We start from the raw sequence: 21,503 nt of genomic DNA, 5'->3' as shown, positions 1-21,503 counted from the left end.
GGCGGTGCTCCTGGGCGTGGCCTGGGGGCCGTATCCAGTAAAAGGATCAAGGGGTTCGACTGCCGACCACTGATGGCGGCACGCAAACGCGTTCGCATAGCCTCGCGGACATGTCAGATGTGTTTGCGGACGTCCGTCTGCTCGGCCCGCCGGAGACCGACGGCGAGTACATCGCCCTGGGCGAGCGGGAGTTGGTGCACCTGCACGAGTACCCGCGGATCTACGCCGTGCCCGGCCTCTACGAGCATGTCGTCCAGGAGCTGCTCCAGTGCCGGTCGCCTCAGGTCTCGGCAGCGGGCTTCCTGCGCGCGGCTGAGCGCCTCGGGTCGGAGCCGGGCTCGCTGACCGTCCTCGACGTCGGCTCCGGCACGGGACTGGTCGGCGAACTCGTGCGTGACGGGGGCGTAGCCCAGGTTGTCGGGGTCGACGCGCTGCCGGCCGCGCGCGAGGCGAGTCTGCGCGACCGGCCGGGTGTCTACGCCGACTACGTGGTCGGCGACTTCGTGCACCCCGACTCACTGCGTGAGGCGCTACGGCCGTACATGCTGGGCGGGTTGGTGTCGGCAGGAGCGTTCGGCGGCACGCACGCCACACCGCGGGCGCTCGAGAACGCCCTCGCGCTGCTGCCGGCCGGCGCTCCCGTCGCCTTCACGATCGACGAGCGGTGGATGGACGCATCGGATCCGGACGGGTTCGGCGCTGCGGTCGAGCGGCTGGTGGCCGACGGTCGTCTCGTGGTGCTGGAACGGACGAGGTTCCAGCACCGCGTGACGACGAGCGGCGAGCCGATCTTCTACGAGCTCGTCGTGGGCCGGACAGGGTGAACAGGGTGAGGTGAACGGCCTTACCGGACCGGCGAGTTGACGGTCACCAGACCTTCATGCCGCCGTCGACGACGAGGTCGACACCGGTCACGTACGCGCTCTCGTCGGACGCGAGGAACAGCGCCGCGTTCGCCACGTCCTCAGGTCGGCCCACTCGGCCCAGGAGGGTCCGGCCGAGCATCTGGCGGGAGAAGTCGTCGTTCTCCAACTGCTCGCGGGTGGCCCGGCTTTCGATCAGGCCGGGTGAGATCGAGTTGACGCGGATGCCGAACTCGCCGCCCTCCATGGCCAGTTGACGGGTCATACCGATGACCGCCGCCTTGTTCGTCGTATGAGACAGGGACGGGAAGCCCTTGAAGCCGAGGGAGCCGTTCAGGGAGGCCATGTTCACCACCACGCCCTGGCTGGCCTTCAGTTGGGGCCATGCGGCGCGGGTGAGGTAGAAGACCAGGTCGACCTCGTCGCGGCGCGCGCCGTCCCAGTCCTCGTCGGTGACGTCCTCCAGCCAGTTGAAGTGGGCCCGGGCGGCGAGGTTGAACAGGACGTCGATCCGGCTGAACCGCTCCACCGCGAAGTCGACGAGCCTGGTGGATTCGGCGGGTTCGTCGAGTCGGCACGGTTGCAGCGACACCATCTCGCCGCCCTCCGCGCGCACCAACTCGACGGTCTTCTCCGCCTCTTGGACCGTCACGTCGCACCCGACGACCCGGGCGCCCTCCCGGGCGAACGCCAGGGCGGTGGCACGCCCCATGCTCCCGCCGGTACCGGTGACGACGCAGACCTTTCCGGCCAGTCGGCCTGGCATCTCAGTGCCCCTTCTGGTGTGTCGCGCGGTGATCAGGCATGGACCTGCGAGCCCTGGCCGAGGTCGAGGCGGAGCGATTCGAGGATGATGAACGTGGTGCTGGCCGTGTAGACGTCGGCGGCGGCGAGGACCCCGGTGTACTTCTTGATCACCGGGTCGGCGGCGTAGGCGACTTGAGCGGCCTGGTACTCCTTGACCGCGGCCCAGGCGTTGTCGCCGTACTTGGCGAAGTACGGCGTGGGGTCGACCGCCGTCAGCGCCTTCTTGACGTTGTCGACGATGTCGTTCACGTACCGCTGGTAGACGGCCATGTCCTGGCGGGTGCCGAGGCGTCCCATGTGGCCGCCGATGTAGTGCTTCCACGGGTACGTCATCGCCTTGGCCGGGGCGGCTATGGAGGCGGGTACGTCCTCGTTCAGGTTGAAGCTGTCGAAGGGTACCCAGCCGGGCAGGTTGACGTCGACCAGCATGAGCGTGTCGTGGTCCGGCAGGTGGATGTAGATGTTGTCGGGCGAGTGGTTGGTGCCGTGCCAGGCAAGGTCGATGCGCTCGCCGCCCACGCGCAGTGTGTAGCGGTTCTCGAACGTCACGTCGGGCAGCGGCCGGGTCGGGTCGTTGTCGCGTGCCAGCAGCCGCCTGTTCTCCGCGTGCCCGATCCGCACCACGTGCCGGCCGAACAACGACGAGGCGCCGAGGTGGTCGGCGTGGTGGTGGGAGTAGATCAGGTGGGTCACTCTGTTCGAGACGCCGTTGGCGGCGGCGATCTCGTCGATGGCCCGCTGGAGGTTGTGCCCGATGGTGGGCGGCGCGTCGAACAGCACGACACCCTCACGGGTCGTCAGGAACGCCGCCTGGTACGTGCCGTCGGTCACCCAGTACAGGTTCCGCTCGACCCGACCGACGTAGTAGCCCTGCGAGTTGACGGCGGGGCCGAGCGCGGACGACGGGATCGGCGCGTAGTCGGGCAGCGTGGGAGTGGCGGCGGACGCCTGGCCGGCGAACGCGCCGTCGGCGAGCGCGGCGACCGTGGGGACGGCCGCCAGGACCGCGCTGCGGGCGAGGAAGGATCGGCGGTTCGTCGATGACATGGGGTTCCCTTCGAGTGGGGGGTGATGTGCATGGGACGGGAATGGGAGGCGTACGGGGCGTGGGACCGGTCCGGGCTACGCGCCGTAGGCGGGCACGATCGCCCCACTGATGTCCGCGGCGAGGTCTCCGGCGAGGAACCCGATGACGTTCGCGATCGCCTCCGGCGCGACGGCGTGGGCCAGCGCCTCCGGAGGGAGCACGGCCCGGTTCTTGGCCGTGTCGAGGAGTTGCGGAGCGACGGCGTTCACGCGGATGCCGTGCGGGCGCAGTTCCAGGTCGAGGATGCGGACGAGGTGGTTGAGCGCCGCCTTGCCGAGGCTGTACGCGGCCATACCGGCGGTCGGCTCGCTCGCCGGCCGGGCGGACACGTGCACGATGGCGCCCCCACCGCGTCGGCGCATGTACGGCGCCACGGCCTGGCTCAGCCACAGCGCGGCGCCGAGGTTGACGTCCAGCATGACCCGCAGGTCGTCGGGGGTCGCGGCGAGCGCGTCTCCCGGGCGGAACGCGCCGAGGGTGTTCACCAGCACCTCGGGAGGTCCGGACTCGGTGGCGATCCGGTCGAGGACGCTCCTGGCCACGGCGGGGTCGGTCGCGTCGCCCACCTCCCGGCGGATGCCGTCGGGCAGTTGCTCCAGTGCCTTCGCCGTACGGTCGACCGCGGTCACGCTGAATCCGGCGTCCGCGAGTACTACCGCGGTGGCAAGACCCAGGCCACCGCCCGCACCGACCACCACCGCCACACGCTCACTCATGAGACCGCCTCCCTGCCTGGCGTTGCCGAGGTCCCTGCACGTCAGGTTCGCCGTAGGGCAGGTGAGCGGTCCTCACCGGATTCCGGTGATCTGTGGGAGGCAGGCGGGGCGCGGAGAGAAAGGGGAGCTGCGGCGTCTTGAACTCACGCCGCCGGTAAGGGTGTTAAGGGGTGACCGTGCACTTCGAGAGCGGCATCGCCTCGGTCAGGCGACGCCCAATCGGATCACGCGCCCTTTCATCTCACACTCGGCGCAGGCCACACCCGAGTAGTCCCCAACAACTTCCTGGCCCCTTCCAGGCACTTCGCCGGATCCGCCGGCGCCGCCTGCAGCCCCGGCAGGAGCAGCATCCACAGGTCGCTCACCGCGTCCTCGATGTTGCGGCGGTCGTCCAGCGCGTCGGAGACGGTGTGCACCCCGAAGAAGCTGGAGACGAGGACGCGGGCGGCGCGCTCGACGTCGGCGCCGGGGGCGAGTTCCCCCGCTTCCTCGGCGGCGGCCAGCATGCGGGCGGCCGCGTCGATCCATCCCACGAAGGGCCGGGGCAGGGAGACGGGGATGCTCCTGCGCTCGCTCCAGAGCCGGTTGCCGGCGCGGACGATCACGTTGTCACGGAATTCCCGGGCCACTGCGAGGCTCAGGCCCACCAGCCGGTCGAGTACCGGACCCTCCTGGGATTCCCAACGCTCCACGTATCGCGGCCATTCGGCGAAATGGGCTTCCAGGACACCCCGGGCCAGCCCTTCCTTGCTGCCGAAATGGAAATAGATCGCCCCGCTGGTGTATCCGCTCGTACGCGCCACGTCGCTGATGCTCGCACCGACGTACCCATGCTGTTCGAACAGCACGGCGGCCGTCGCCAGAACAGCCCGTCGGGTGGCTTCCGCACGTTCCTGCATATTCTCGGTCGTCCCTGTCCTGCGTGCCGGATCGTCTTTTCCGGTGAATCTAGCCGACAGGCCGCCGTTTCCCGTACCGATGCCGGAGAACCATAGCTTCTATTATTTTATGACTGAATCACCTTCTCTCGTACGGCCCGAAGCCGACCCGGAAGAGCTGACGCTGAGCTGGGACAGCTGTGTGTCCAGGACGCTCGTACACCGGAACGCGGTCGCCGAAGTCCTGCTGACCGATGCGCGAGCGCTGCCGGACGGCCGATTCCTCCTCGCGGCTCAGTGGCCGCGTTCGTACGCCACATCCGATATCACCTCCGATGCCGGTTCTGGGTCTGGTTCTGGTTCCGGCGAGCGGCACGATCCGATGCTCGCCGCCGAGACCATCCGCCAGGTCGGCCTGTACATCTGCCAGCGCTTCCTCGGCGCCCCGAGCACGAGCAGGCCCGTCATCAGAAGCGTCGGCTTCCAGCTCGACAACAGCGCGGAACCGGTGGTCGGTTACGGCGCCACCGACGTGCTGTGCCGGGCCGAGGTGCACGACGTACGCCACGTCGACGCCGTTCCTTGGCCGGTCGCGCTGAACGTGCGGATCCAATTCTCCGCCGCCGGGCGGGAGTTCGGCTCGGCCTTCGGACGCGTCCGGGTCCTGTCCGAGGAGGAGTACGAGACGTTCCGAGGCCCGAACGCCGCCGCCGACCCCGTCCCGGACAACGTGCACCTGCGCCCCTCACCCACCGAGGTGTCGGTCCCTTCCCCCGGCGACGTGATGCTCGTCCGCGACCCTTCCGGAGCGTTGCTGGTGGCACCCGCCGACCTCCGCCACCCACGCTTCTTCGATCACCCCAGCGACCACGTCCCCGGCATGGTCCTGCTGGAAGCGGCCCGCCAGGCGGCCTGCCTGGCAGGAGCCTCCCCAGGCCGACTGAACGGCTGCCACATGCAGGCCCTGCGCTTCACCGAGTGGAACGCACCCGTCCATGTCGAGTGCGCACCGGCCGGGGACGGCTGGGCCTTCCAGATCACCCAGGGCTGCGATACGACCGCGTCCGGCACGCTGTCGTTCGCGGCGAAGGGGTAACTCACCGTCAGGGTCGCGACTCCACGTTCACCCCGTTCGACAGCCCCGCGCCTTCTCACCCGTTGACGGCCCGCGATGGACGCCTGCCCGCTCGAAGGACGGGCGCCCATCGCGAGAGCCACCACGCACCGCTCCGGAACCCGTCGAACGGTGCGGGGCGCTTCTCCCTACGGCAACTTGAGCTATTCGAGGCGGAGTTGAATCGGAAGCCGGCCACGTCGGTGATCATGGCCGCCGCGACAGGCAGGTCCCCGGCAATCCCAGGACGGCGTCACCCCAACACCCGGAGCCGGCCTGCCGTTTCCCCTTCACACCGACCCCTCACGACCCCGCTCGCGATCAGACCAGCACCGTCTGCACATTCGACGGAATCGCGCTCAACGCCTTGCTGACCGGGCAGCGTTGCTCCGCGGTCGCGGCGGCCCGGCGCAGTTCCTCCTCGGTGATTCCCGGTACGGCCGCCTCGACCCTGATGGTGATGAGCGTGAATCCGGTGCCGACGCTCAGGGTCGCGTCGCATTCCGTGGTCACGCTGCTCGGCGGGGTCCCGGCCTCCGTGAGGACATGGGACAGCATCATCGTGAAGCAGGCTCCCTGAGCGGCGGCGATCAGCTCCTCGGGGGACGTCTGACGCTGGGGCGGGATCGGGCTGAGGGGGTAGCGCAGATCCGGGGAGGCCGCGCCCGAGCCGAAATTCATCCGGCCGACGCCCTCGTTCAGGGGGCCTTCCCAGTGGGTTCGGGTATTTCCGGTGATCTCCATCAAGTCTCCTGTGTGCCGTGCGAATGGCTGATGGCGCGCGAAGCGGAATCTGCGCCGAACAGTCGGACGAATAAAGGGAGTTGAGGCCTTTTCCCGTGCTCATCGTGAACATAACGATCGTTTCGGTCAAGTCCCCGAATTGATTAATTTAAGAGGCCGAGAACCGGGGAATTCAGGGTGTGAGAATTCCAGGAAGGGATCATCGTGAGTGAACGGACCGTCGACGACGGCACCCAGCCCACCACCCCGGCCGCCACCAGCCTCGGCACCCGTGCCGCCCGCTCCATCGCCACCACGACCAAGACCCCGGCGCAACTCTCGCTGACCACCCCGCGCTGGCTGCTCAAGCTCCTCCCCTGGGTAGAGGTGGAAGCCGGTACCTACCGGGTCAACCGCTGTGTCGCCTACGCCGTGGGCGACGGCCGGATCACCCTCCTTCCGGGCGCCGACGGCAGCCGGATCATGGCCGAGGACATGCGTGAACTCCTCGCCCTGCGCGACGTGATGGACCTGCGCCTGCTGGAGGAGGTCGCGGGCGCGTTCCGCACGAAGCACGTCATCGCCGGTACGACGCTGGCCGAGGCGGGCAGGCCGGCGGACGGCCTGTACGTCGTCGCGCACGGCCAGTTGGAGAAGCGCGGCACCGGGCACTACGGCGAACCGACGGTGCTCGGGATCATGGGCGAGGAGGAGTTCTTCGACGAGGAGGCGGCCCTCCGCGGCGGCGACTGGCCGTACACGGTGGTCGCCCTGACCAACAGCACCCTGCTCGTCCTGGACCCGGACCGGTTACGGCAGTTGGAGCACGACCACCCCGAACTCGCCCGCGCCTTCGGTCAGTTCAGGGACGGCGGGCAGTCCGGCGGCGCGGGCACACCGGCCGTCGCCTCGGGGCATCACGGCGAGGCGGAGCTGCCCGAGACCTTCGTGGACTACGACCCCCAGCCGCGCGAGCACGAACTCGCCGTGGCCCAGACCGTGTTGAGGATGCACTCCCGCGTCTCCGACCTCTACAACGTGCCGCTGAACCAGCACGAGGAACAACTGCGCCTGACCGTCGAGTTGATCCTGGAGCAGCAGGAGCGCGAGCTGCTGAACGACCCGGAGTTCGGGCTCCTCAGCAACGTCGCCCCCGCCTTCCGCGTCCGCTCCCGCACGGGCCCGCCGACCCCCGACGACCTCGACGAACTCCTCACCGTCGTATGGAAACAGCCCGCGTTCTTCCTCGCCCACCCACGCGCGATCGGCGCGTTCGGCCGCGAATGTACGCGCCGGGGTGTGCCCCCGGCGATCTTCGAGATGTACGGCAGCCCGTTCCTGAGCTGGCGAGGGGTCCCGCTCGTCCCCACCGACAAGATCCCGGTCGACCCGGTGGAGTCCACTTCAACCATCCTGCTGCTGCGGGTCGGTGAGGAGAACCGCGGTGTCGTGGGCCTGCGCCCGGACCGCCTTCCCCATGAACACGCCCCGGGCATCGCGGTCGAACCGATGGGCCTGGACCGGCGGGCCGTGGCCTCGCACCTCGTCAGCTCCTACTTCTCCGCCGCCGTCCTCGTCGACGACGCGATCGGCATGCTGGAGCAGGTCCAGGTTGCCCACTACCACCAGTACGCATGAGCGCGACCGACCCGAACCCGGCCGGCGCCAGGTACTGGCTGGACCAGGCCGGAACAGCCGCGTCCCGCCCGTCGGCCTTCCCCGTGCACCGTGTGCGCGCCGACTTCCCCGCCCTCTCCCGCATCGTCAACGGCCGCCCGCTCATCTGGCTCGACAGCGCCGCCACGGCCCACAAGCCCCGCCAAGTCATCGACGCCGTAAGCGAGTTCTACGCCCACCACAACTCCAACGTGCACCGGGGCGCACACACCCTCGCCCGTGAAGCCACCACCTTGCTGGAGAGCGCGCGAAGCCGGATCGCGGGTTTCATCGGCGCCGCCCGGCCCGAGGAGATCGTCTTCGTACGGGGCGCCACCGAAGGCATCAACCTGGTTGCCCAGACCTGGGGCCGCACGCGTGTCGGCGCCGGCGACGAGATCGTCCTCACCACCCTCGAACACCATGCCAACATCGTCCCCTGGCAGATGCTGTGCGCCGAGAAGGGCGCCCGGCTGCGGATCGTCCCCCTCCACGACGACGGCACCGTGGACCTCGCCGCCTACGACGCCCTCCTCGGCCCCCGCACCCGGATCGTCGCCGTCGCCCACGTCTCCAATGTGCTCGGCACCGTCCTCCCCGTCCGCGCGATGGCCGACGCCGCGCACGCGCACGGCGCGGTCGTCCTCGTCGACGGCGCCCAGGCCGTTCCCCATCTACGCGTGAAGGTAGGCGAGTTGGGCGCCGACTTCTACGTCCTGTCCGGCCACAAGCTCTTCGGCCCGACCGGAATCGGTGTCCTGTACGGCCGTTCAGAACTCCTTGAGGAGATGCCACCCTGGCAGGGCGGCGGTTCTATGATCACCTCCGTCAGCTTCGAGCACACGCAATACGCGCCGCCCCCTCAGAAGTTCGAGGCGGGCACCGGTCACATCGCCGGCGCGGTCGGGCTGGGCGCCGCCGTCGACTACCTGGAATCCATCGGCCTGGACGCGGCCCATGCCCACGAGACCGCACTCGTCGCGTACGCCCGACACCGCCTCGCCGACGACGTGCCGGGCCTGCGCCTGCTCGGCCCCTCGAACGGGGTCGGCGTCACAGCCTTCACAATCGACGGCACCGCCCCCGCCCAGATCGCCAAGACGCTGGACGCCGCCGGCATCGCAGTCCGCGCCGGCCACCACTGCGCCCAGCCTGTCCTGCGGCGCTACGGCCTCACCGCCGCCGTCCGCCCCTCCTTCGCCTTCTACAACACCCACGACGAAATCGACCAGCTCGTAAGGGAGTTGAGCCCTGGCCAGGGAGGCCGAGTGGCGACTCTCAAACACTTCCCGGAAGGCCGACCATGACATCTCCTCAACCCACTGCACCCCTGCTCATGATCATGCCGGAGCTCGTACCGGGACTCGGCCCCGTACGAAGAGCGGGCGCGGTCCTCGCGGCCGAGGGCCTTGGACCGAAGGTGCTGACGAGGAGCCGCGCCCAACGGGCAGTGGTGCGGGAGGAGTTGGCGAAACGGCTGGCGAAGCTCTGTCCGGCAGGGCCCGGGATCCGCGATCCGGACAGCCGCGCGCAGGACGACTTCTTCGGAGTGCGGCGCACCTTGTCGCAAGAACCCGCGGCGGTCGGACTCCCTTTCCTCATCGCGCACTTGGACGTGCTCGACGATGCCGAACAGTCCGGCTCCGACCTGCCGAAAGCGGAGTGGCGGGCCCTGTTCGCGGGCGCCGGCGTGCTGTTCGGCGACGGTGACGACAGCCTCGGGCCGGTGCCGGAGGTCGGGCCCACGAGCGGAGACCGGACAGCGGCACTGCGCCGGTGGCGGTGTGGCCACCGGCTGTTCTTCGTCGTGACGCAGGGGATCGTCTCGGCTCTCTCCGGGCTGGCCCGCGCCGTCAGTGAGGACGATCGGCCCACGACGTGCTCGGCGCTGTCGGCGGCGGCAGCCCTGAGTCGCGGTGCGGCGGCGGCCTTGCGGTTCACCGCGGACTTCCCGGCGGAGGCGTACGCGGACACGGTACGGCCGAGCATGATGCCGCCCGGCGTGCCACCGGGGTTCAGCGGCGTACAGGGCCCTGATCACCGGGTGTTGGTGGAGCTGTACCGCCGTATGGGGCCCGTCTTCGCCTCGCTGGATCCGGAGACGTGGCCGATCCGGGCCTTCCAGGACGCGAGGCCGAGATGTTCGCCGCGCACACGGGGGTCTGCGACCGGTTCGGCGGGAGCGCGCACCCGAGCATCCTGATGGAGGCCAACGGGCACCAGGACGCGCGGGTGACGGCAACTCACGTACTCGACGGGCTGGTTCGCAGTCGCCTCGCGCTGCTGGACGTCCGCCCGTGACGGCCGCGGGGACGTCGGTCCAGGAACTCGCCGAGACGTTCGGCACCCCGTTCTACCGCTACGACCTTCGCGAACTGGACGCCGCCCACGCGCGGTTGACGCGCGCGCTGCCCCTCCCCCACACCCTGTACTACTCGCTCAAGGCGAACCCGCACCCCCGCATCGCCGAACGGCTGCGCGCGCGGGGGTGTTGGGCGGAGGTGACCTCGGAGGCGGAGTTGGAGACGGCTCTGGCCGCCGGCTGTCCCCCGCCGCACTGCATGGTCGGTGGCCCTGGCAAGACGACCGCCCTTCTCGACTTCGCCCTGGCCCACGGCGTACGCGACTTCAGCGCCGAGTCCGACGGCGACCTCCACCGCATCGGAGCGGCGGCGGCCCGCGCCGGCACAACTGCCCATTGCCTCCTGCGGATCAACCCGGACCGGACCAGCACCCAGGCAGCACTGACGATGGCAGGCCTCGCCTCGCAGTTCGGCGTGGACTCGGCAGCGGTGCGAGCCGACCCCGGGCGCTACACACACGTACCGAACGCCCAACTCACCGGCCTGCACCTGTACATGGGCACGGGGCTGGACACGACGGACGCCCTGCTCGCCGAGTTCGAGACGGCACTGACGACAGCCGCCGCCCTCGCCGACGTGGGCCTGCCGCTGAAGCGCCTCAACCTGGGCGGCGGCTTCGGAGCGCCGTACGCCCGCGCCGCCGTACCGTCGCACTTCCCCGGCCTGCGCCCCCAACTGACCGCGCTGCTCGGCGAATACACCCCTGGTTGGACCGAAGGCAGACCAGAGATCGTCTTCGAGTCCGGCCGCTGTCTGACCGCGCCCTGCGGAACCCTGGTGTGCTCGGTCGTCGACACGAAGATCTCCAAGGGCACGGCCTACGTCGTCCTCGACGCGGGCATCAACCAGCTGGGCGGCACCGCGCGGGCCCGCCAACCACCCGTACGGATCGAGGCGTACCCGGTCACCCCGCGCCCCGGCGCCCTCACGGAGTGCCGGCTGGTCGGCCCCCTGTGCTCACCCCTGGACACCTGGCACCAAGCCCTGCCGCTCCCCCTGCCGAGCGCGGGCGACCTGTTCGCCGTCCCCAACGTCGGTGCCTACGGCCTGACCGCCGCCCTGCTCGGTTTCCTCAGCCATCAGCCAGCCGCCGAAGTCTGCGTCGACGGCGACACCGTGGTGAGCGCGACCCGTCTCCAGCTCCGCCGGAGTCCCCTGTGACGCGTCCTTGGCCTGCGCCCGTTACATCGACAGCGAGACGTCCTTCGCGTCGAGCATCCTCCGGCCAGGCCATGCGGGTGGGCGGCAGGTCGGACACCGGTACCGCGGCCACCTCGGACGGGATCCGTTCGGCGGCGCCCGAACCCGCGACGGGGACCAGGCGTCCGAGGACGACCCGGTCGAGGATCTCGTCGAGCCCGCGCGGCGGGCACTCGGGGTCGAAGTTGGCGTCCTGGCGGTGTTCGGCGACCGTCACCGTCGGGCGCCGAGCCAGTGGATGGTCGCGCGGGACCAGCGCGAAGGGTGACTCCTCGGTCAGGTCGGCGGTGCGCAGGCCGGTGAGGTCGTCGGTGCCGAGACACAGCAGCGCCACATCGGCCTTGCCGTCTCTGAGGGCGGCCGCGGTCAGCGCCAGCGCGTCGCGCTCGGCCGGCGCTCGCGGCCCGGCCGCCGGTACTGGTCCTGCACGAACCGACCACCGCGGTGGACACGGTCACGGAGGACGCGATCGCCGAGCGCGTCCGCGGGGTGAGGGTGGGCCGTACGACGTTGGTCGTCACCAACAGCCCGGCGTGGTTGACGCGTTGCGATCATGTCGTCCACATGTCCGCGATGGGTCGGCGGGGTTCGGATGCCGATCCGACACCCCCACGCCCCGGATCGACTACACCGAACACCGGTCCGACACCCGCACACCCCAGGACGACCGCAGCGCACGTCGGTCCATCTCCCGTGCCCGGCACGTCTGTTGCTCCGAGCACCGGGCCAACTCCAGCGCACCCCAACACCCCCAGGGCCACCGCACGATGACCACCGCACCCATCAACCCATCACCCCCGCGCCGGTGCTGCCGGTGGCCACGGCTCGGCAGACGCGGGCCCGGCTTCGGGACGCGCTTCAGGGCCGGTGGCTCATGCTGTGGGCCGCCGTCGCCGACCGGCGGGCCCCCGGCGCGCTGGTCGGCCCGGTGCTGCTCCTGGCGGGGGCCGCCGCGGCCGGTGCCGCGACGGGCTAGTGCGCGGCCGTGCTGTCGGCCCGGCTGGTGCACCCATCGCCGCCCGGCTGCGCGAGGACGCCGTCACCGCCGCGCTCGCCCTGCCCGTGGACGTCGTCGAGGCGGGCGGCACCGGCGACCTGGTCTCCCGGGTCTCCGGTGACGTGGACCGGGTCTCCCAGGTGGCGTCCGGAGCGCTCGGCGACTTCGTCGCGGTGGCGCTGACGGTCGCCGCGACCCTCGTCGGACTGGCCGCCCTGGACTGGCGGTTCGCGCTCGCGGCGCTCCTCACGGTGCCGCTCCAGGCGTACGCCCTGCACTGGTATCTACGGCCCTCGCAGCCGCTCTACGCGGCGGCCCGCACCGCCGACGGACGCCGCGCCTCGGCCCGGGCCGGCACGCCCGGGTGGAAGCGGCCTCGGCGTCGGCGATGACGTACGAACTGCGCGCCACGCACGCGGCAACGAGGCTCTACGGCCGGCTCAACTGCGCCGAACTCCTCGGCCTGAGCGTGGTGTTGGTCGCCGCGCCCACGGCCGCGCTGTTCTTCGTGGGGCTGTTCGACCCCGTCGACATGATACTCGGCAGCTTCGACAGTGTGCAGCGGGCAGCGGGCAGCGGGCAGCGGGCAGCGGGCAACGGCCGGCCTCGCCAGGATCGTCGGCGTCACACTCGGCGCACCCGCACCGGACGAAGGTCCGACGGGCCCGATCACCCATCCCGGTACGGCACTTGTCGTGCACGACGTCCACCACCACTACGGCACCGGCCCCGACGTGCTGCACGGGGTCAGGCAAGTCCACGCTGGCGTCCGGCGTGCCGGACGGCCGGCGCCGGATCATGCTGGTGCCCCAGGAACACCACCTGCTCCTCGGGACCGTAGCGGACAATGTCCGGCCCGCCCGCCGTGACGCCTCGCCGTCGGACCTCGCCGCCGTGGGCGCGACGGGGTGGATCGACGCACTCCGGGCGGCGTGAACACCCCGGTCGGCACCCGAGGCGTCGATCTCGCCCCGCGCCAGGTACAGCAACTCGCCCTGGCCCGCGTCCTGTTACTCGACCCGAAGTGGTCGTCATGGACGAGGCCACGGCGGAGGGCGGCAGCGACACCGCCCGGGCCCTCGACCGGGCGGCCCTCGCCGACCGCGTGGTGGTGATGGACGACGGCAGGGTCGTCGAGCGGGGGCGCCCCGACAAGCTGCGGTCTGCCGTCTGCGGGCAGGGTCTACGCCCGGCTGTGGGCGGCCGGGGAACGCGGCACCGGGGACCGGGCGCCATCGCGCCCTCCCGCCCGGCTCCGCACGCTCCCTACGACCCCGCGCTGACCGATGCGATCTTGGAGCCGCATATACTCCATGACCACGACATCAGCCGACCCTGACCTCACATCCCTGGAAACGGTTGTGGGTGGGGGCCGCGGGCGGAAGCAAACGGCCCAAAGTCTCCCCGCCGGGTCGGGGAGACGGGCGGTTCGGCCACGGCGAAGACCGTATCGCCCGTGCCGCCCCGTAGGCTTCGTGGTGTCTACGGCGTCACATAGCGGGCGCCAAACCACTGGAGGCAACACCGCATGCTGATCGCTCAGCGCCCCTCGTTGACCGAAGAGGTCGTCGACGAGTTCCGCTCCCGGTTCGTGATCGAGCCGCTGGAGCCGGGCTTCGGCTACACCCTTGGCAACTCCCTGCGCCGTACGCTCCTCTCCTCGATCCCGGGTGCGGCGGTCACGTCCATCCGCATCGACGGAGTGCTGCACGAGTTCACCACCGTGCCGGGCGTCAAGGAGGACGTCACCGACCTGATCCTCAACATCAAGCAGCTCGTCGTCAGCAGTGAGCAGGACGAGCCTGTCGTGATGTACCTGCGCAAGCAGGGTCCGGGTCTGGTCACCGCCGCCGACATCGCGCCCCCGGCCGGTGTCGAGGTGCACAACCCCGATCTCGTCCTGGCCACGCTCAACGGCAAGGGCAAGCTGGAGATGGAGCTGACCGTCGAGCGCGGTCGCGGCTACGTCTCCGCCGTGCAGAACAAGCAGGTCGGTCAGGAGATCGGGCGTATCCCGGTCGACTCGATCTACTCGCCCGTGCTCAAGGTCACGTACAAGGTCGAGGCGACCCGTGTCGAGCAGCGCACCGACTTCGACAAGCTGATCGTCGACGTCGAGACCAAGCAGGCCATGCGTCCCCGTGACGCCATGGCGTCCGCCGGTAAGACCCTGGTGGAGCTGTTCGGTCTGGCGCGTGAGCTCAACATCGACGCCGAGGGCATCGACATGGGCCCGTCCCCGACGGACGCCGCCCTTGCCGCCGATCTCGCCCTGCCGATCGAGGAGCTGGAGCTCACCGTTCGGTCGTACAACTGCCTCAAGCGCGAGGGCGTCCACTCGGTGGGCGAGCTTCTGGCGCGTTCCGAGGCCGACCTGATGGACATCCGCAACTTCGGCGCGAAGTCCATCGACGAGGTCAAGGAGAAGCTGGCCGGCATGGGCCTCGGCCTGAAGGACAGCCCTCCCGGACTGAACCTCTCCGCCGCTGCCGACACCTATGGTGCCGACGACGACGTGGACGCCGGTTTCGTGGAGACCGAGCAGTACTGATGCCGCGCTGCGCCGGCCTTGGTGACACTCCGCGGACGGGGACAGGACACCTCCACACTGTTCCCGGCCCGGAGGGACACCTCGGCCGGCTCCGCGCCGGCGCGGACCGTGGCGGGGCTTTCGAACGTCCCGCTCAGGGCTCGGGAGTCCATTCCGCCGGTGGGGGCGTACGGCTGTAGCGGGCTCCCCTGGTGCCGAAGTGCGCGAGGTGGAGCGTCTCACCGTCGATCTGGAGTTCCGCCGGCGGCGGGTTGGGGACGGACATCCTCGGGTGGGCGTAGGGGTGGCCCTCGATGAAGAGCGGCACCCGGTTGCTGTTCCGGCCGTCCGCCCAGCTCTGGGCCCGCTCGCGCGTCCACGGGTTCTGCAGGGTGCGCGGAGCGGCCGGGTCGTGCCGGTAGCCGTTGAGGCAGCGGACGAGTGCCTCGCTGTAGACACCCTTGACCCGGAAGTTCTCCAGATGCTTCGCGCGCACGACCATGGTCACGTACCGGCGGCTGTTCCCCCGGTGCCGGCCCACCGCGGGCCAGCGACCCCAGCCGGGGTCCCAGATGACGGGCGGGATCCACAGCAGGGCACCTGTGCGGAAGTGCTTCGTGCCGTGCTGGATCTCGAGGCCGGCCTCGCCGTGCGCGGTCTCCCGCGCCACGTTGGCCACCAGGCACCAGCCCAACAGGCCGTCCGGTGTCTCTTCTTCGCTGGGTTCCATGTCCTCCACGCCGAGAATTTTCCGGCACGGGACGGGGCACGGGCAAAGCGTTTGTCGGCTGAGCCGACCGGAGCCAATCGCGTTCGCCTGATCAGGCCTGCCGAACGGTGCTCGGCAGGCCTGTCGGCAACGGCCTAGCTCACGGTCCACACCTGGGCCGCGGCCGGGTGCGCGTCGTCGCAACTCCATTGCATGAGCTGGCTGCCGGTGCTGCTGACCGTGTCGAGGCACAGGCTGGTGCCCGCGTGCCTGAACTTCGCGCCGACCTTCTGGTCGACGATCGCGGCGGTCTCGACCCACTGTTCCGACGCCAGCCCGTCGCAGAGGTACTCGTCGACGGCCTCCCCTGGAACGCTGGTGCCGTTGTTGACCTCGGCGCAGTACCCGCTCGCCTGATTCACCAGGTAGTAGGTGTCCGTGGCACCGGTCGACACGAACGCCCAGTTCTGGGTGCTGGAACCGTTGCAGTTGGCCAGCTGGAGTCTGACGTTGAGTACCCCGCCCGGTGCGTCCACACATTGGGCGTAGGCCATGTTCTTGATCGTGTGATAGCTGCTCGCGGCCGCCGCGGCCGCGACGCGGGCGGAGACGCCCGGCGTCGAATCCGCGGTCGGCGCGGCGGCACTCGCCCCCGTCGCCAGCGTGACCATGCCCGCGCAGCTCACGAACGTCGCTGCCAGAACAGTGATCCTGTTTCGCATCTTCATCGTCGTGACTCCCATGACTTGTCGACCGGAACCCGATATCTCCTCGTTCGTGGACAGCGTGTTCCGCCGACAGCGCCCCGTCGCCCCCTGTTCCGCTCAGCGGACTCGCCACCGCGGTCAGGACGTCGGGTCAGTGCGATTCACGGCTTACCTCCGACCCGCTGGACCCGACGAGGAAGTCGAGGTCGGCGCCGGTGTCGGCCTGCAGCACGTGGTCCACGTAGAGCCGTTCCCAGCCGCGCTTCGGGGCGGCGAAGCCGGTGACGGTGGCCAAGTCGGGTGTCCTGCGCGCCAGTTCGGCGTCCGGTACGTCGACGTCGAGGCGGCGGGCCGCCACGTCCAGGGTGATGAAGTCGCCGGTGCGCACGAGGCCGAGCGGTCCGCCGGCCGCGGCCTCCGGCGCCACGTGCAGGACGACCGTGCCGTACGCCGTGCCGCTCATCCGGCCGTCGCAGACGCGGACCATGTCACGGACGCCCTGTTCGAGGAGCTTCTTCGGCAGGGGCATGTTCGAGACCTCGGGCATGCCGGGATACCCCTTGGGGCCGCAGCCGCGCAGGACGAGGACCGAGTCGGCGTCGACGTCGAGGTCCGGGTCGTCGACACGGGCGTGGAAGTCCTCGATGCTGTCGAAGACCACCGCCCGGCCACGGTGCCGCAGCAGGTGGGCCGAGGCCGCCGCCGGCTTGACGAGTGCCCCGGAGGGGGCGAGGTTTCCGCGCAGTACGGCGATGCCGCCCTCGGCGACGAGTGGTTCGGCGCGGGTGCGGATCACCTCGGGGTCCCAGATCGGGGCATCGGCAAGGTAGGTGACCAGGGGCTCGCCCGTGACGGTCAGCGCGTCCGGGTCGAGCAGGTCGCGGACCTCGCGCAACACGGCGAGCAGGCCTCCGGCGCGGTGGAGGTCGTCCATGAGGAAGCGGCCGGCCGGCTGGAGGTCCACGAGGACCGGCACCCGTGAGCCGATGCGGTCGAAGTCGTCGAGGGTCAGGTCGACGCCGAGCCGTCCGGCGATCGCGAGCAGGTGGACGACCGCGTTGGTCGACCCGCCGACGGCGGCCAGCGCGACGATCGCGTTGTGGAAGGACGCCTTGGAGAGGAAGGTGCTGGGTCGCCGGTCCGCCGCCACCATGTCCACCACCAGCCGGCCGGTCTCATGGGCGGCCGCCGGCAGCCGGCTGTCGACGGCGGGGGTACCCGCCACCCCGGGGACGACCGTGCCCAGGGCCTCCGCCACCACGGCCATCGTCGACGCGGTGCCCATCGTGTTGCAGTGCCCCCGGCTGCGGATCATCGACGACTCGGACCGGGCGAAGTCCTCCTGCGAGAGCGTGCCGGCCCGGACCTCCTCCGACAGCCGCCACACGTCGGTGCCGCAGCCCAGCGGCGCACCGCGGAAGGTCCCGGTCAGCATCGGTCCCCCGGGCACCACGACAGCGGGCAGGTCCACCGACGCGGCGGCCATCAGCAGCGAGGGGATCGTCTTGTCGCAGCCACCCAACAGGACAACACCGTCAAGGGGGTTGGCCCGCAGCATCTCCTCGGTGGCCATCGCCGCCATGTTCCGCCAGAGCATCGCCGTGGGCCGCACCTGGGTCTCCCCCAGCGACACCACGGGCAGGTCCAGCGGGACACCGCCCGCCTCGTACACCCCGTTGCGCACCGAGGCGGCCACCTCGTTCAGGTGCGCGTTGCAAGGGGTCAGGTCCGAGGCGGTGTTGGCGATGGCGATCTGCGGGCGTCCGGTGAAGGCGCTGTCCGGAACACCGCGTCGCATCCACGCCCGGTGGATGTAGGCGTTGCGGTCCTGGCCCTCGTACCACTGCGCACTGCGGAGACTCACCATTAGGCGCCTTCCGACAATCGACACGACGGTCTAATCTCTGGAACGCCATGGAGGATACGCAGCCGCACCACGCACCGACAGACCTCGGCGAGGAGGGCCCAACAGGGCCCGACGGCAGCCGACTTGTCGGTTCGGACCGAGTCCTCGCCGTCCTCAAGGAACTCTCCCGCTTTTCCGGCGGAGTGGGCCTCGATGAACTGACCCGCGTGATCGGCAGCCCCAAGCCGACCGTGCACCGGGCACTGGGCGCGCTGCGCCGCGCCGGTCTCGCAGCCCAGGACGACCGCGGCCGTTACGTCCTGGGCGACGAGTTCCTCCGCATGGCCTTCGCCCACCACGAGGCCCGTCCCGAACACGTCCGGCTACGACCGCTGTTGGACGCGTTGGCGGCGCGGTTCGGCGAGACCGCGCACTACGCGGTCCTGGACGGCCGCGAGGTCGTCTACCGTGCCAAGGTCGACCCGCCGGCCGGTGCCGTCCGGCTGACCTCGACCGTGGGCGGCCGCAATCCCGCGCACGCCACCGGCGTCGGAAAGCTGCTGCTGGCCCACGAGTTGGGCACCCTGGACGACGTCGAGGCCTGGATCGGCGACTCCCCGCTCGAACGCCGTACACCCCAAACCCTGTGCACCGCCGACGACTTGTACCGGGACCTGCGCACCGTTCGCGCCCGGGGCTTCGCCTGCGACGACCAGGAGAACGAGGTCGGGGTCAACTGCCTTGCCCTGCCGGTGTACGCGACCTCTCCCACGAAGCCCTCCGGTGCGGTGAGCGTCAGCGCGCTGGCCTACCGGACACCGCTGTCCGTCCTGCTCGACGCCCTCGACGAGTTCCGTGCCGCGCTCGGGCCGCTGGGCGAACCGCACCGATGAAGCCCCGCCGACCCGACGCCGGAGACCTGGAGAGCGACCCGTGCACCTGATGCGTGCCTTCGTGCTGACCGCCCCCGGACAGTACGCCGTCCATGAGGTCCCGGTACCGGTGGCCGCGCCCGGTGAGGCCGTCGTCGACGTGGAACGGGTCGGCGTGTGCGGCACCGATGTGGAGTTCTACACCGGGGCGATGGCCTACCTCCATCAGGGGCACTCCTCCTACCCGATGCGGCTCGGGCACGAGTGGTCCGGCCGGGTCGCGGCGGTGGGCGCCGGGGTCGACCGGGCGTGGGTGGGACGCCGGGTCATGGGTGACACCATGCTCGGCTGCGGTGCCTGCCGCCGCTGCCGCCGGGGGCACCAGCACGTCTGCGAAAAGCGGCAGGAGGTGGGCATACGCGGGGAGCGGGCCGGCGCCCTCGCGGAGCAACTCGCCGTACCCGTCTCGTCGTTGCACGTCCTGCCCGACTCCGTGGACGCCGTGCTGGGCGCACTGGTGGAGCCGGGCGGCAACGCCCTGCGGGCGGCACGGGCCGCCGCGGTCGGGCCCGGCGACCGGGCGCTGGTCCTGGGTCCCGGGACCATCGGGCTGCTCGTCGCGATGTTCCTGCGGGCCACGGGCGCCGAGGTGCACCTGATGGGCCGCGGCGACAACTCCCCCGCCTTCGCTCACCAGTTGGGCTTCGAGCACATGTGGACGGAGGAGTCACTCCCGGACCTGCCGTTCGACGCGATCGTCGACGCCTCCAACGCCGTCCAACTGCCGGGCATGGCACTGCGGTTGGTCGAGCCGGGCGGACGGCTCGTGTACGTCGGGCTGGCCGGTGCACCCAGCAGGATCGACACCCGCACGCTCGTGCTCAAGGACGTGACCGCAGTGGGCATCCTGTCCGCCTCCCCCGGCCTCGACGACACCATCCGCGCGTACGCCGACGGCTCCGTCGACCCGAGACCGCTGGTCGCCGCGACCGTCGGCCTGGAGGAGGTCGGGCCCGTCCTCGCCGGTTCGCGTCCGGCCGGAGCCGGGCCGGGGCCGAAGATCCATGTCGACCCGCGGTCGGGCTGAGGTTGGACTGCCTCCCCCTGGAGCCGAAGGGAGGGACGGCCCCGAGGTTCCCGCTGGCGAACGGTCCGCTGACCGCCGTTGAGTGGCCAGCCGGCCGACTGCGCTCCGTGCACAAGCAGATCGTCCAGGCAGGCCTCGGGATCAGACGTGGCCAACCGAGAGGGAGCAGGCCGGTCCCCGCGTACGAGCCGCGCGCTTCTGCCGGACCGACCCGCCCTGGAGCTTGCGGTGCACCGGCTGAACCTCCAGAGCAAGCGGTGCGTATCCATTCCGCGAGGACAGATCCGGTCCCCGCCACGGGACGGAAGGAGACCACCGTGTCCACACCTCCCGCGTCCGGCGCACCGGACGACCGCACCGCGCTGGAACCCATCCACGTGGTGCGCCCGCGCCGCACCGACGCACTGGCCCAACTGCTGGACGAGATACGCCAGGACAAGGACTACCGCACCCACACGACCGAAGTCGTACCCGTCCCGCGCACCCCGACCGGCGGCGACACAGGCGATACGGAGGAACTCCCGCCCGTCCCCGGTGGCAGGACGGAGGGATTCCCCGCGCACGGTGGCGACGTCCGGCCGCCGCGCCCCGTGGACCGCCCGCGCCTGGGGCCCGGACAGCGCCGGGCGGCCGTGGTGATCGCGGTCGCCGCGGCGGCCGTCGCCGGGTTCGGCTGCTCGCTCCTGATCCCCAGCCCCACCGAGGCCACCCCGGCCGCACCCCCGGCAAGCGCCTCGGCCGCTCCTACGTCGGCCGCCCCGAGCTCGGCCGGTGCGGCCGACGCCCTGACCAATCCCGGCTTCGAGACGGGCAGCGTCTCGCCGTGGAGTTGCGCGGGCAACCCTGGCTCGATCGTCACCTCCCCCGTCCACGCGGGCTCGAAAGCCCTTCAGGGCAAGGTGAGTTCGAGGGACACCGCGCAGTGCGAACAGACCGTCGCGGTACGGCCGGACACCACCTACTCGCTCAGCGGCTGGGTCCGCGGCTCCTACGTCTACCTGGGCGTGACCGGCGGGAAGTCGACCTGGACCAATTCCCCCTCCGCCTACAGCCCGCTGACCGTCTCCTTCACCACCGGCGCGTCCCAGACCAGCGCGACCGTCTTTGTGCACGGCTGGTACGCACAGGGCACGTACTACGCCGACGACATCACGCTGAACGGGCCAGGTCAGAGCCCCACTGGCAAGCAGGTCCAGCCCAGCGAAAAGTAATGCCCAGTATGTACAAGGGAAAATCCAGTTCATCAGTCCGCAAATCGATCACTGGATCGGTGTAATCGGCACATACGCCGCACCGCTCGGCGATCTAGCGTCGGAGTGCACGGGGCCGCACGGACCAGAAAGGCATC

At 70.5% G+C, this 21,503-nt stretch carries 22 protein-coding genes and 1 pseudogene; 14 read left to right on the top strand and 9 right to left on the bottom strand.

From position 1 onward, the window contains the following. Positions 1–110 precede the first annotated feature (110 nt). Positions 111–824, top strand: coding sequence for a class I SAM-dependent methyltransferase (locus OO69_RS14235; protein ID WP_234444433.1), 714 nt, complete (start codon positions 111–113; stop codon positions 822–824). A gap of 43 nt (positions 825–867) precedes the next feature. Here the strand turns inward: OO69_RS14235 and OO69_RS14230 are convergent, their stop codons facing one another. The 4 genes from OO69_RS14230 to OO69_RS14215 all read right to left on the bottom strand — a co-directional run bounded on the left by OO69_RS14230 (position 868) and on the right by OO69_RS14215 (position 4,372). After that, positions 868–1,629 carry an SDR family NAD(P)-dependent oxidoreductase gene (locus tag OO69_RS14230; protein WP_033280963.1) on the bottom strand — a complete coding sequence of 254 codons (762 nt, stop codon included), beginning with the start codon at positions 1,627–1,629 and terminating at the stop codon, positions 868–870. A 32-nt stretch (positions 1,630–1,661) separates the two neighbouring features. Further along, complete coding sequence (locus OO69_RS14225; protein WP_033280962.1) at positions 1,662–2,717, bottom strand: MBL fold metallo-hydrolase; 1,056 nt, start codon at positions 2,715–2,717, stop codon at positions 1,662–1,664. A gap of 75 nt (positions 2,718–2,792) precedes the next feature. Continuing rightward, positions 2,793–3,473 carry an SDR family NAD(P)-dependent oxidoreductase gene (locus tag OO69_RS14220; protein WP_033280961.1) on the bottom strand — a complete coding sequence of 227 codons (681 nt, stop codon included), beginning with the start codon at positions 3,471–3,473 and terminating at the stop codon, positions 2,793–2,795. 236 nt (positions 3,474–3,709) lie between these two features. Continuing rightward, on the bottom strand, positions 3,710–4,372 hold the full coding sequence (locus OO69_RS14215) for a ScbR family autoregulator-binding transcription factor (RefSeq protein ID WP_033280960.1): 663 nt from the start codon (positions 4,370–4,372) through the stop codon (positions 3,710–3,712). Between the two features lie 109 nt (positions 4,373–4,481). Between OO69_RS14215 and OO69_RS14210 the strand changes: the two genes are divergently transcribed. Then, positions 4,482–5,447, top strand: coding sequence for a ScbA/BarX family gamma-butyrolactone biosynthesis protein (locus OO69_RS14210; RefSeq protein ID WP_234444432.1), 966 nt, complete (start codon positions 4,482–4,484; stop codon positions 5,445–5,447). 339 nt (positions 5,448–5,786) lie between these two features. Here the strand turns inward: OO69_RS14210 and OO69_RS14205 are convergent, their stop codons facing one another. After that, on the bottom strand, positions 5,787–6,209 hold the full coding sequence (locus OO69_RS14205) for an OsmC family peroxiredoxin (protein ID WP_033280958.1): 423 nt from the start codon (positions 6,207–6,209) through the stop codon (positions 5,787–5,789). 204 nt (positions 6,210–6,413) lie between these two features. Between OO69_RS14205 and OO69_RS14200 the strand changes: the two genes are divergently transcribed. The 4 genes from OO69_RS14200 (at position 6,414) to OO69_RS14185 (ending at position 11,368) form a co-directional block, all read left to right on the top strand. After that, entirely contained in the window at positions 6,414–7,826 is a 1,413-nt protein-coding gene (locus OO69_RS14200; RefSeq protein WP_051801002.1) for a family 2B encapsulin nanocompartment shell protein, read from the top strand. Further along, on the top strand, positions 7,823–9,151 hold the full coding sequence (locus OO69_RS14195; RefSeq protein ID WP_051801001.1) for a cysteine desulfurase: 1,329 nt from the start codon (positions 7,823–7,825) through the stop codon (positions 9,149–9,151). The genes OO69_RS14200 and OO69_RS14195 overlap by 4 nt, the downstream gene beginning before the upstream one ends. 35 nt (positions 9,152–9,186) lie before the next feature. Next, entirely contained in the window at positions 9,187–10,047 is an 861-nt protein-coding gene (locus tag OO69_RS49405) for a hypothetical protein (RefSeq protein WP_158713388.1), read from the top strand. Positions 10,048–10,141: 94 nt separating this feature from the next. Continuing rightward, positions 10,142–11,368, top strand: coding sequence for a hypothetical protein (locus OO69_RS14185; protein WP_033280957.1), 1,227 nt, complete (start codon positions 10,142–10,144; stop codon positions 11,366–11,368). Here OO69_RS14185 and OO69_RS53850 read toward each other — a convergent pair. Then, on the bottom strand, positions 11,280–11,741 hold the full coding sequence (locus OO69_RS53850) for a hypothetical protein (protein WP_420707873.1): 462 nt from the start codon (positions 11,739–11,741) through the stop codon (positions 11,280–11,282). The genes OO69_RS14185 and OO69_RS53850 overlap by 89 nt on opposite strands. Before the next feature lie 480 nt (positions 11,742–12,221). Between OO69_RS53850 and OO69_RS52970 the strand changes: the two genes are divergently transcribed. The 5 genes from OO69_RS52970 to OO69_RS14165 all read left to right on the top strand — a co-directional run bounded on the left by OO69_RS52970 (position 12,222) and on the right by OO69_RS14165 (position 14,955). After that, entirely contained in the window at positions 12,222–12,383 is a 162-nt protein-coding gene (locus tag OO69_RS52970; protein ID WP_234444431.1) for a hypothetical protein, read from the top strand. Continuing rightward, positions 12,383–12,796, top strand: a complete 414-nt coding sequence (locus tag OO69_RS14175; RefSeq protein WP_033280955.1) for an ABC transporter transmembrane domain-containing protein — start codon at positions 12,383–12,385, stop codon at positions 12,794–12,796. Before OO69_RS52970 ends, OO69_RS14175 begins: the two co-directional genes overlap by 1 nt. A gap of 382 nt (positions 12,797–13,178) precedes the next feature. Next, positions 13,179–13,340 carry a hypothetical protein gene (locus tag OO69_RS51925; protein ID WP_158713387.1) on the top strand — a complete coding sequence of 54 codons (162 nt, stop codon included), beginning with the start codon at positions 13,179–13,181 and terminating at the stop codon, positions 13,338–13,340. 97 nt (positions 13,341–13,437) lie between these two features. Continuing rightward, positions 13,438–13,743: a hypothetical protein gene (locus tag OO69_RS14170; protein ID WP_158713386.1), complete on the top strand. Its 306-nt coding sequence runs from the start codon at positions 13,438–13,440 to the stop codon at positions 13,741–13,743. A 189-nt stretch (positions 13,744–13,932) separates the two neighbouring features. After that, positions 13,933–14,955, top strand: coding sequence for a DNA-directed RNA polymerase subunit alpha (locus tag OO69_RS14165; protein WP_033280953.1), 1,023 nt, complete (start codon positions 13,933–13,935; stop codon positions 14,953–14,955). A gap of 133 nt (positions 14,956–15,088) precedes the next feature. Here the strand turns inward: OO69_RS14165 and OO69_RS14160 are convergent, their stop codons facing one another. The 3 genes from OO69_RS14160 to OO69_RS14150 all read right to left on the bottom strand — a co-directional run bounded on the left by OO69_RS14160 (position 15,089) and on the right by OO69_RS14150 (position 18,217). Next, positions 15,089–15,664 (bottom strand): hypothetical protein, encoded by a 576-nt coding sequence (locus OO69_RS14160; protein WP_234444446.1) that lies wholly within the window; start codon positions 15,662–15,664, stop codon positions 15,089–15,091. A gap of 134 nt (positions 15,665–15,798) precedes the next feature. Further along, the gene (locus tag OO69_RS14155) at positions 15,799–16,371 is read right to left on the bottom strand and encodes an RICIN domain-containing protein (protein WP_158713385.1); all 573 of its coding nucleotides are present in this window, start codon (positions 16,369–16,371) and stop codon (positions 15,799–15,801) included. A gap of 130 nt (positions 16,372–16,501) precedes the next feature. After that, the gene (locus OO69_RS14150) at positions 16,502–18,217 is read right to left on the bottom strand and encodes an IlvD/Edd family dehydratase (protein ID WP_199810943.1); all 1,716 of its coding nucleotides are present in this window, start codon (positions 18,215–18,217) and stop codon (positions 16,502–16,504) included. A gap of 47 nt (positions 18,218–18,264) precedes the next feature. Between OO69_RS14150 and OO69_RS14145 the strand changes: the two genes are divergently transcribed. The 3 genes and pseudogenes from OO69_RS14145 to OO69_RS52965 form a co-directional block, all read left to right on the top strand. Continuing rightward, positions 18,265–19,089, top strand: a complete 825-nt coding sequence (locus OO69_RS14145) for an IclR family transcriptional regulator (RefSeq protein ID WP_033280950.1) — start codon at positions 18,265–18,267, stop codon at positions 19,087–19,089. Between the two features lie 49 nt (positions 19,090–19,138). Beyond that, the gene (locus tag OO69_RS14140) at positions 19,139–20,155 is read left to right on the top strand and encodes a zinc-dependent alcohol dehydrogenase (RefSeq protein WP_199810948.1); all 1,017 of its coding nucleotides are present in this window, start codon (positions 19,139–19,141) and stop codon (positions 20,153–20,155) included. A gap of 683 nt (positions 20,156–20,838) precedes the next feature. Next, a pseudogene (locus tag OO69_RS52965) lies at positions 20,839–21,351 on the top strand (carbohydrate binding domain-containing protein); the annotation flags it as partial. Positions 21,352–21,503 lie beyond the last annotated feature (152 nt).

This window comes from Streptomyces sp. NRRL F-525, assembly GCF_000716605.1.
Classification (GTDB): domain Bacteria; phylum Actinomycetota; class Actinomycetes; order Streptomycetales; family Streptomycetaceae; genus Streptomyces.
This window is presented reverse-complemented; position numbering and strand designations above follow the sequence as displayed.

What these genes read in the sequence shown, in the direction of transcription:
- OO69_RS14235 (WP_234444433.1), top strand. Translation starts at nt 111, where the DNA reads ATGTCAGATGTGTTTGCGGACGTCCGTCTGCTCGGCCCGCCGGAGACC.
- OO69_RS14230 (WP_033280963.1), bottom strand. Translation starts at nt 1,629, where the DNA reads ATGCCAGGCCGACTGGCCGGAAAGGTCTGCGTCGTCACCGGTACCGGC.
- OO69_RS14225 (WP_033280962.1), bottom strand. Translation starts at nt 2,717, where the DNA reads ATGTCATCGACGAACCGCCGATCCTTCCTCGCCCGCAGCGCGGTCCTG.
- OO69_RS14220 (WP_033280961.1), bottom strand. Translation starts at nt 3,473, where the DNA reads ATGAGTGAGCGTGTGGCGGTGGTGGTCGGTGCGGGCGGTGGCCTGGGT.
- OO69_RS14215 (WP_033280960.1), bottom strand. Translation starts at nt 4,372, where the DNA reads ATGCAGGAACGTGCGGAAGCCACCCGACGGGCTGTTCTGGCGACGGCC.
- OO69_RS14210 (WP_234444432.1), top strand. Translation starts at nt 4,482, where the DNA reads ATGACTGAATCACCTTCTCTCGTACGGCCCGAAGCCGACCCGGAAGAG.
- OO69_RS14205 (WP_033280958.1), bottom strand. Translation starts at nt 6,209, where the DNA reads ATGGAGATCACCGGAAATACCCGAACCCACTGGGAAGGCCCCCTGAAC.
- OO69_RS14195 (WP_051801001.1), top strand. Translation starts at nt 7,823, where the DNA reads ATGAGCGCGACCGACCCGAACCCGGCCGGCGCCAGGTACTGGCTGGAC.
- OO69_RS49405 (WP_158713388.1), top strand. Translation starts at nt 9,187, where the DNA reads ATGCCGGAGCTCGTACCGGGACTCGGCCCCGTACGAAGAGCGGGCGCG.
- OO69_RS14170 (WP_158713386.1), top strand. Translation starts at nt 13,438, where the DNA reads ATGGACGAGGCCACGGCGGAGGGCGGCAGCGACACCGCCCGGGCCCTC.
- OO69_RS14165 (WP_033280953.1), top strand. Translation starts at nt 13,933, where the DNA reads ATGCTGATCGCTCAGCGCCCCTCGTTGACCGAAGAGGTCGTCGACGAG.
- OO69_RS14160 (WP_234444446.1), bottom strand. Translation starts at nt 15,664, where the DNA reads ATGGAACCCAGCGAAGAAGAGACACCGGACGGCCTGTTGGGCTGGTGC.
- OO69_RS14155 (WP_158713385.1), bottom strand. Translation starts at nt 16,371, where the DNA reads ATGAAGATGCGAAACAGGATCACTGTTCTGGCAGCGACGTTCGTGAGC.
- OO69_RS14150 (WP_199810943.1), bottom strand. Translation starts at nt 18,217, where the DNA reads ATGGTGAGTCTCCGCAGTGCGCAGTGGTACGAGGGCCAGGACCGCAAC.
- OO69_RS14145 (WP_033280950.1), top strand. Translation starts at nt 18,265, where the DNA reads ATGGAGGATACGCAGCCGCACCACGCACCGACAGACCTCGGCGAGGAG.
- OO69_RS14140 (WP_199810948.1), top strand. Translation starts at nt 19,139, where the DNA reads ATGCGTGCCTTCGTGCTGACCGCCCCCGGACAGTACGCCGTCCATGAG.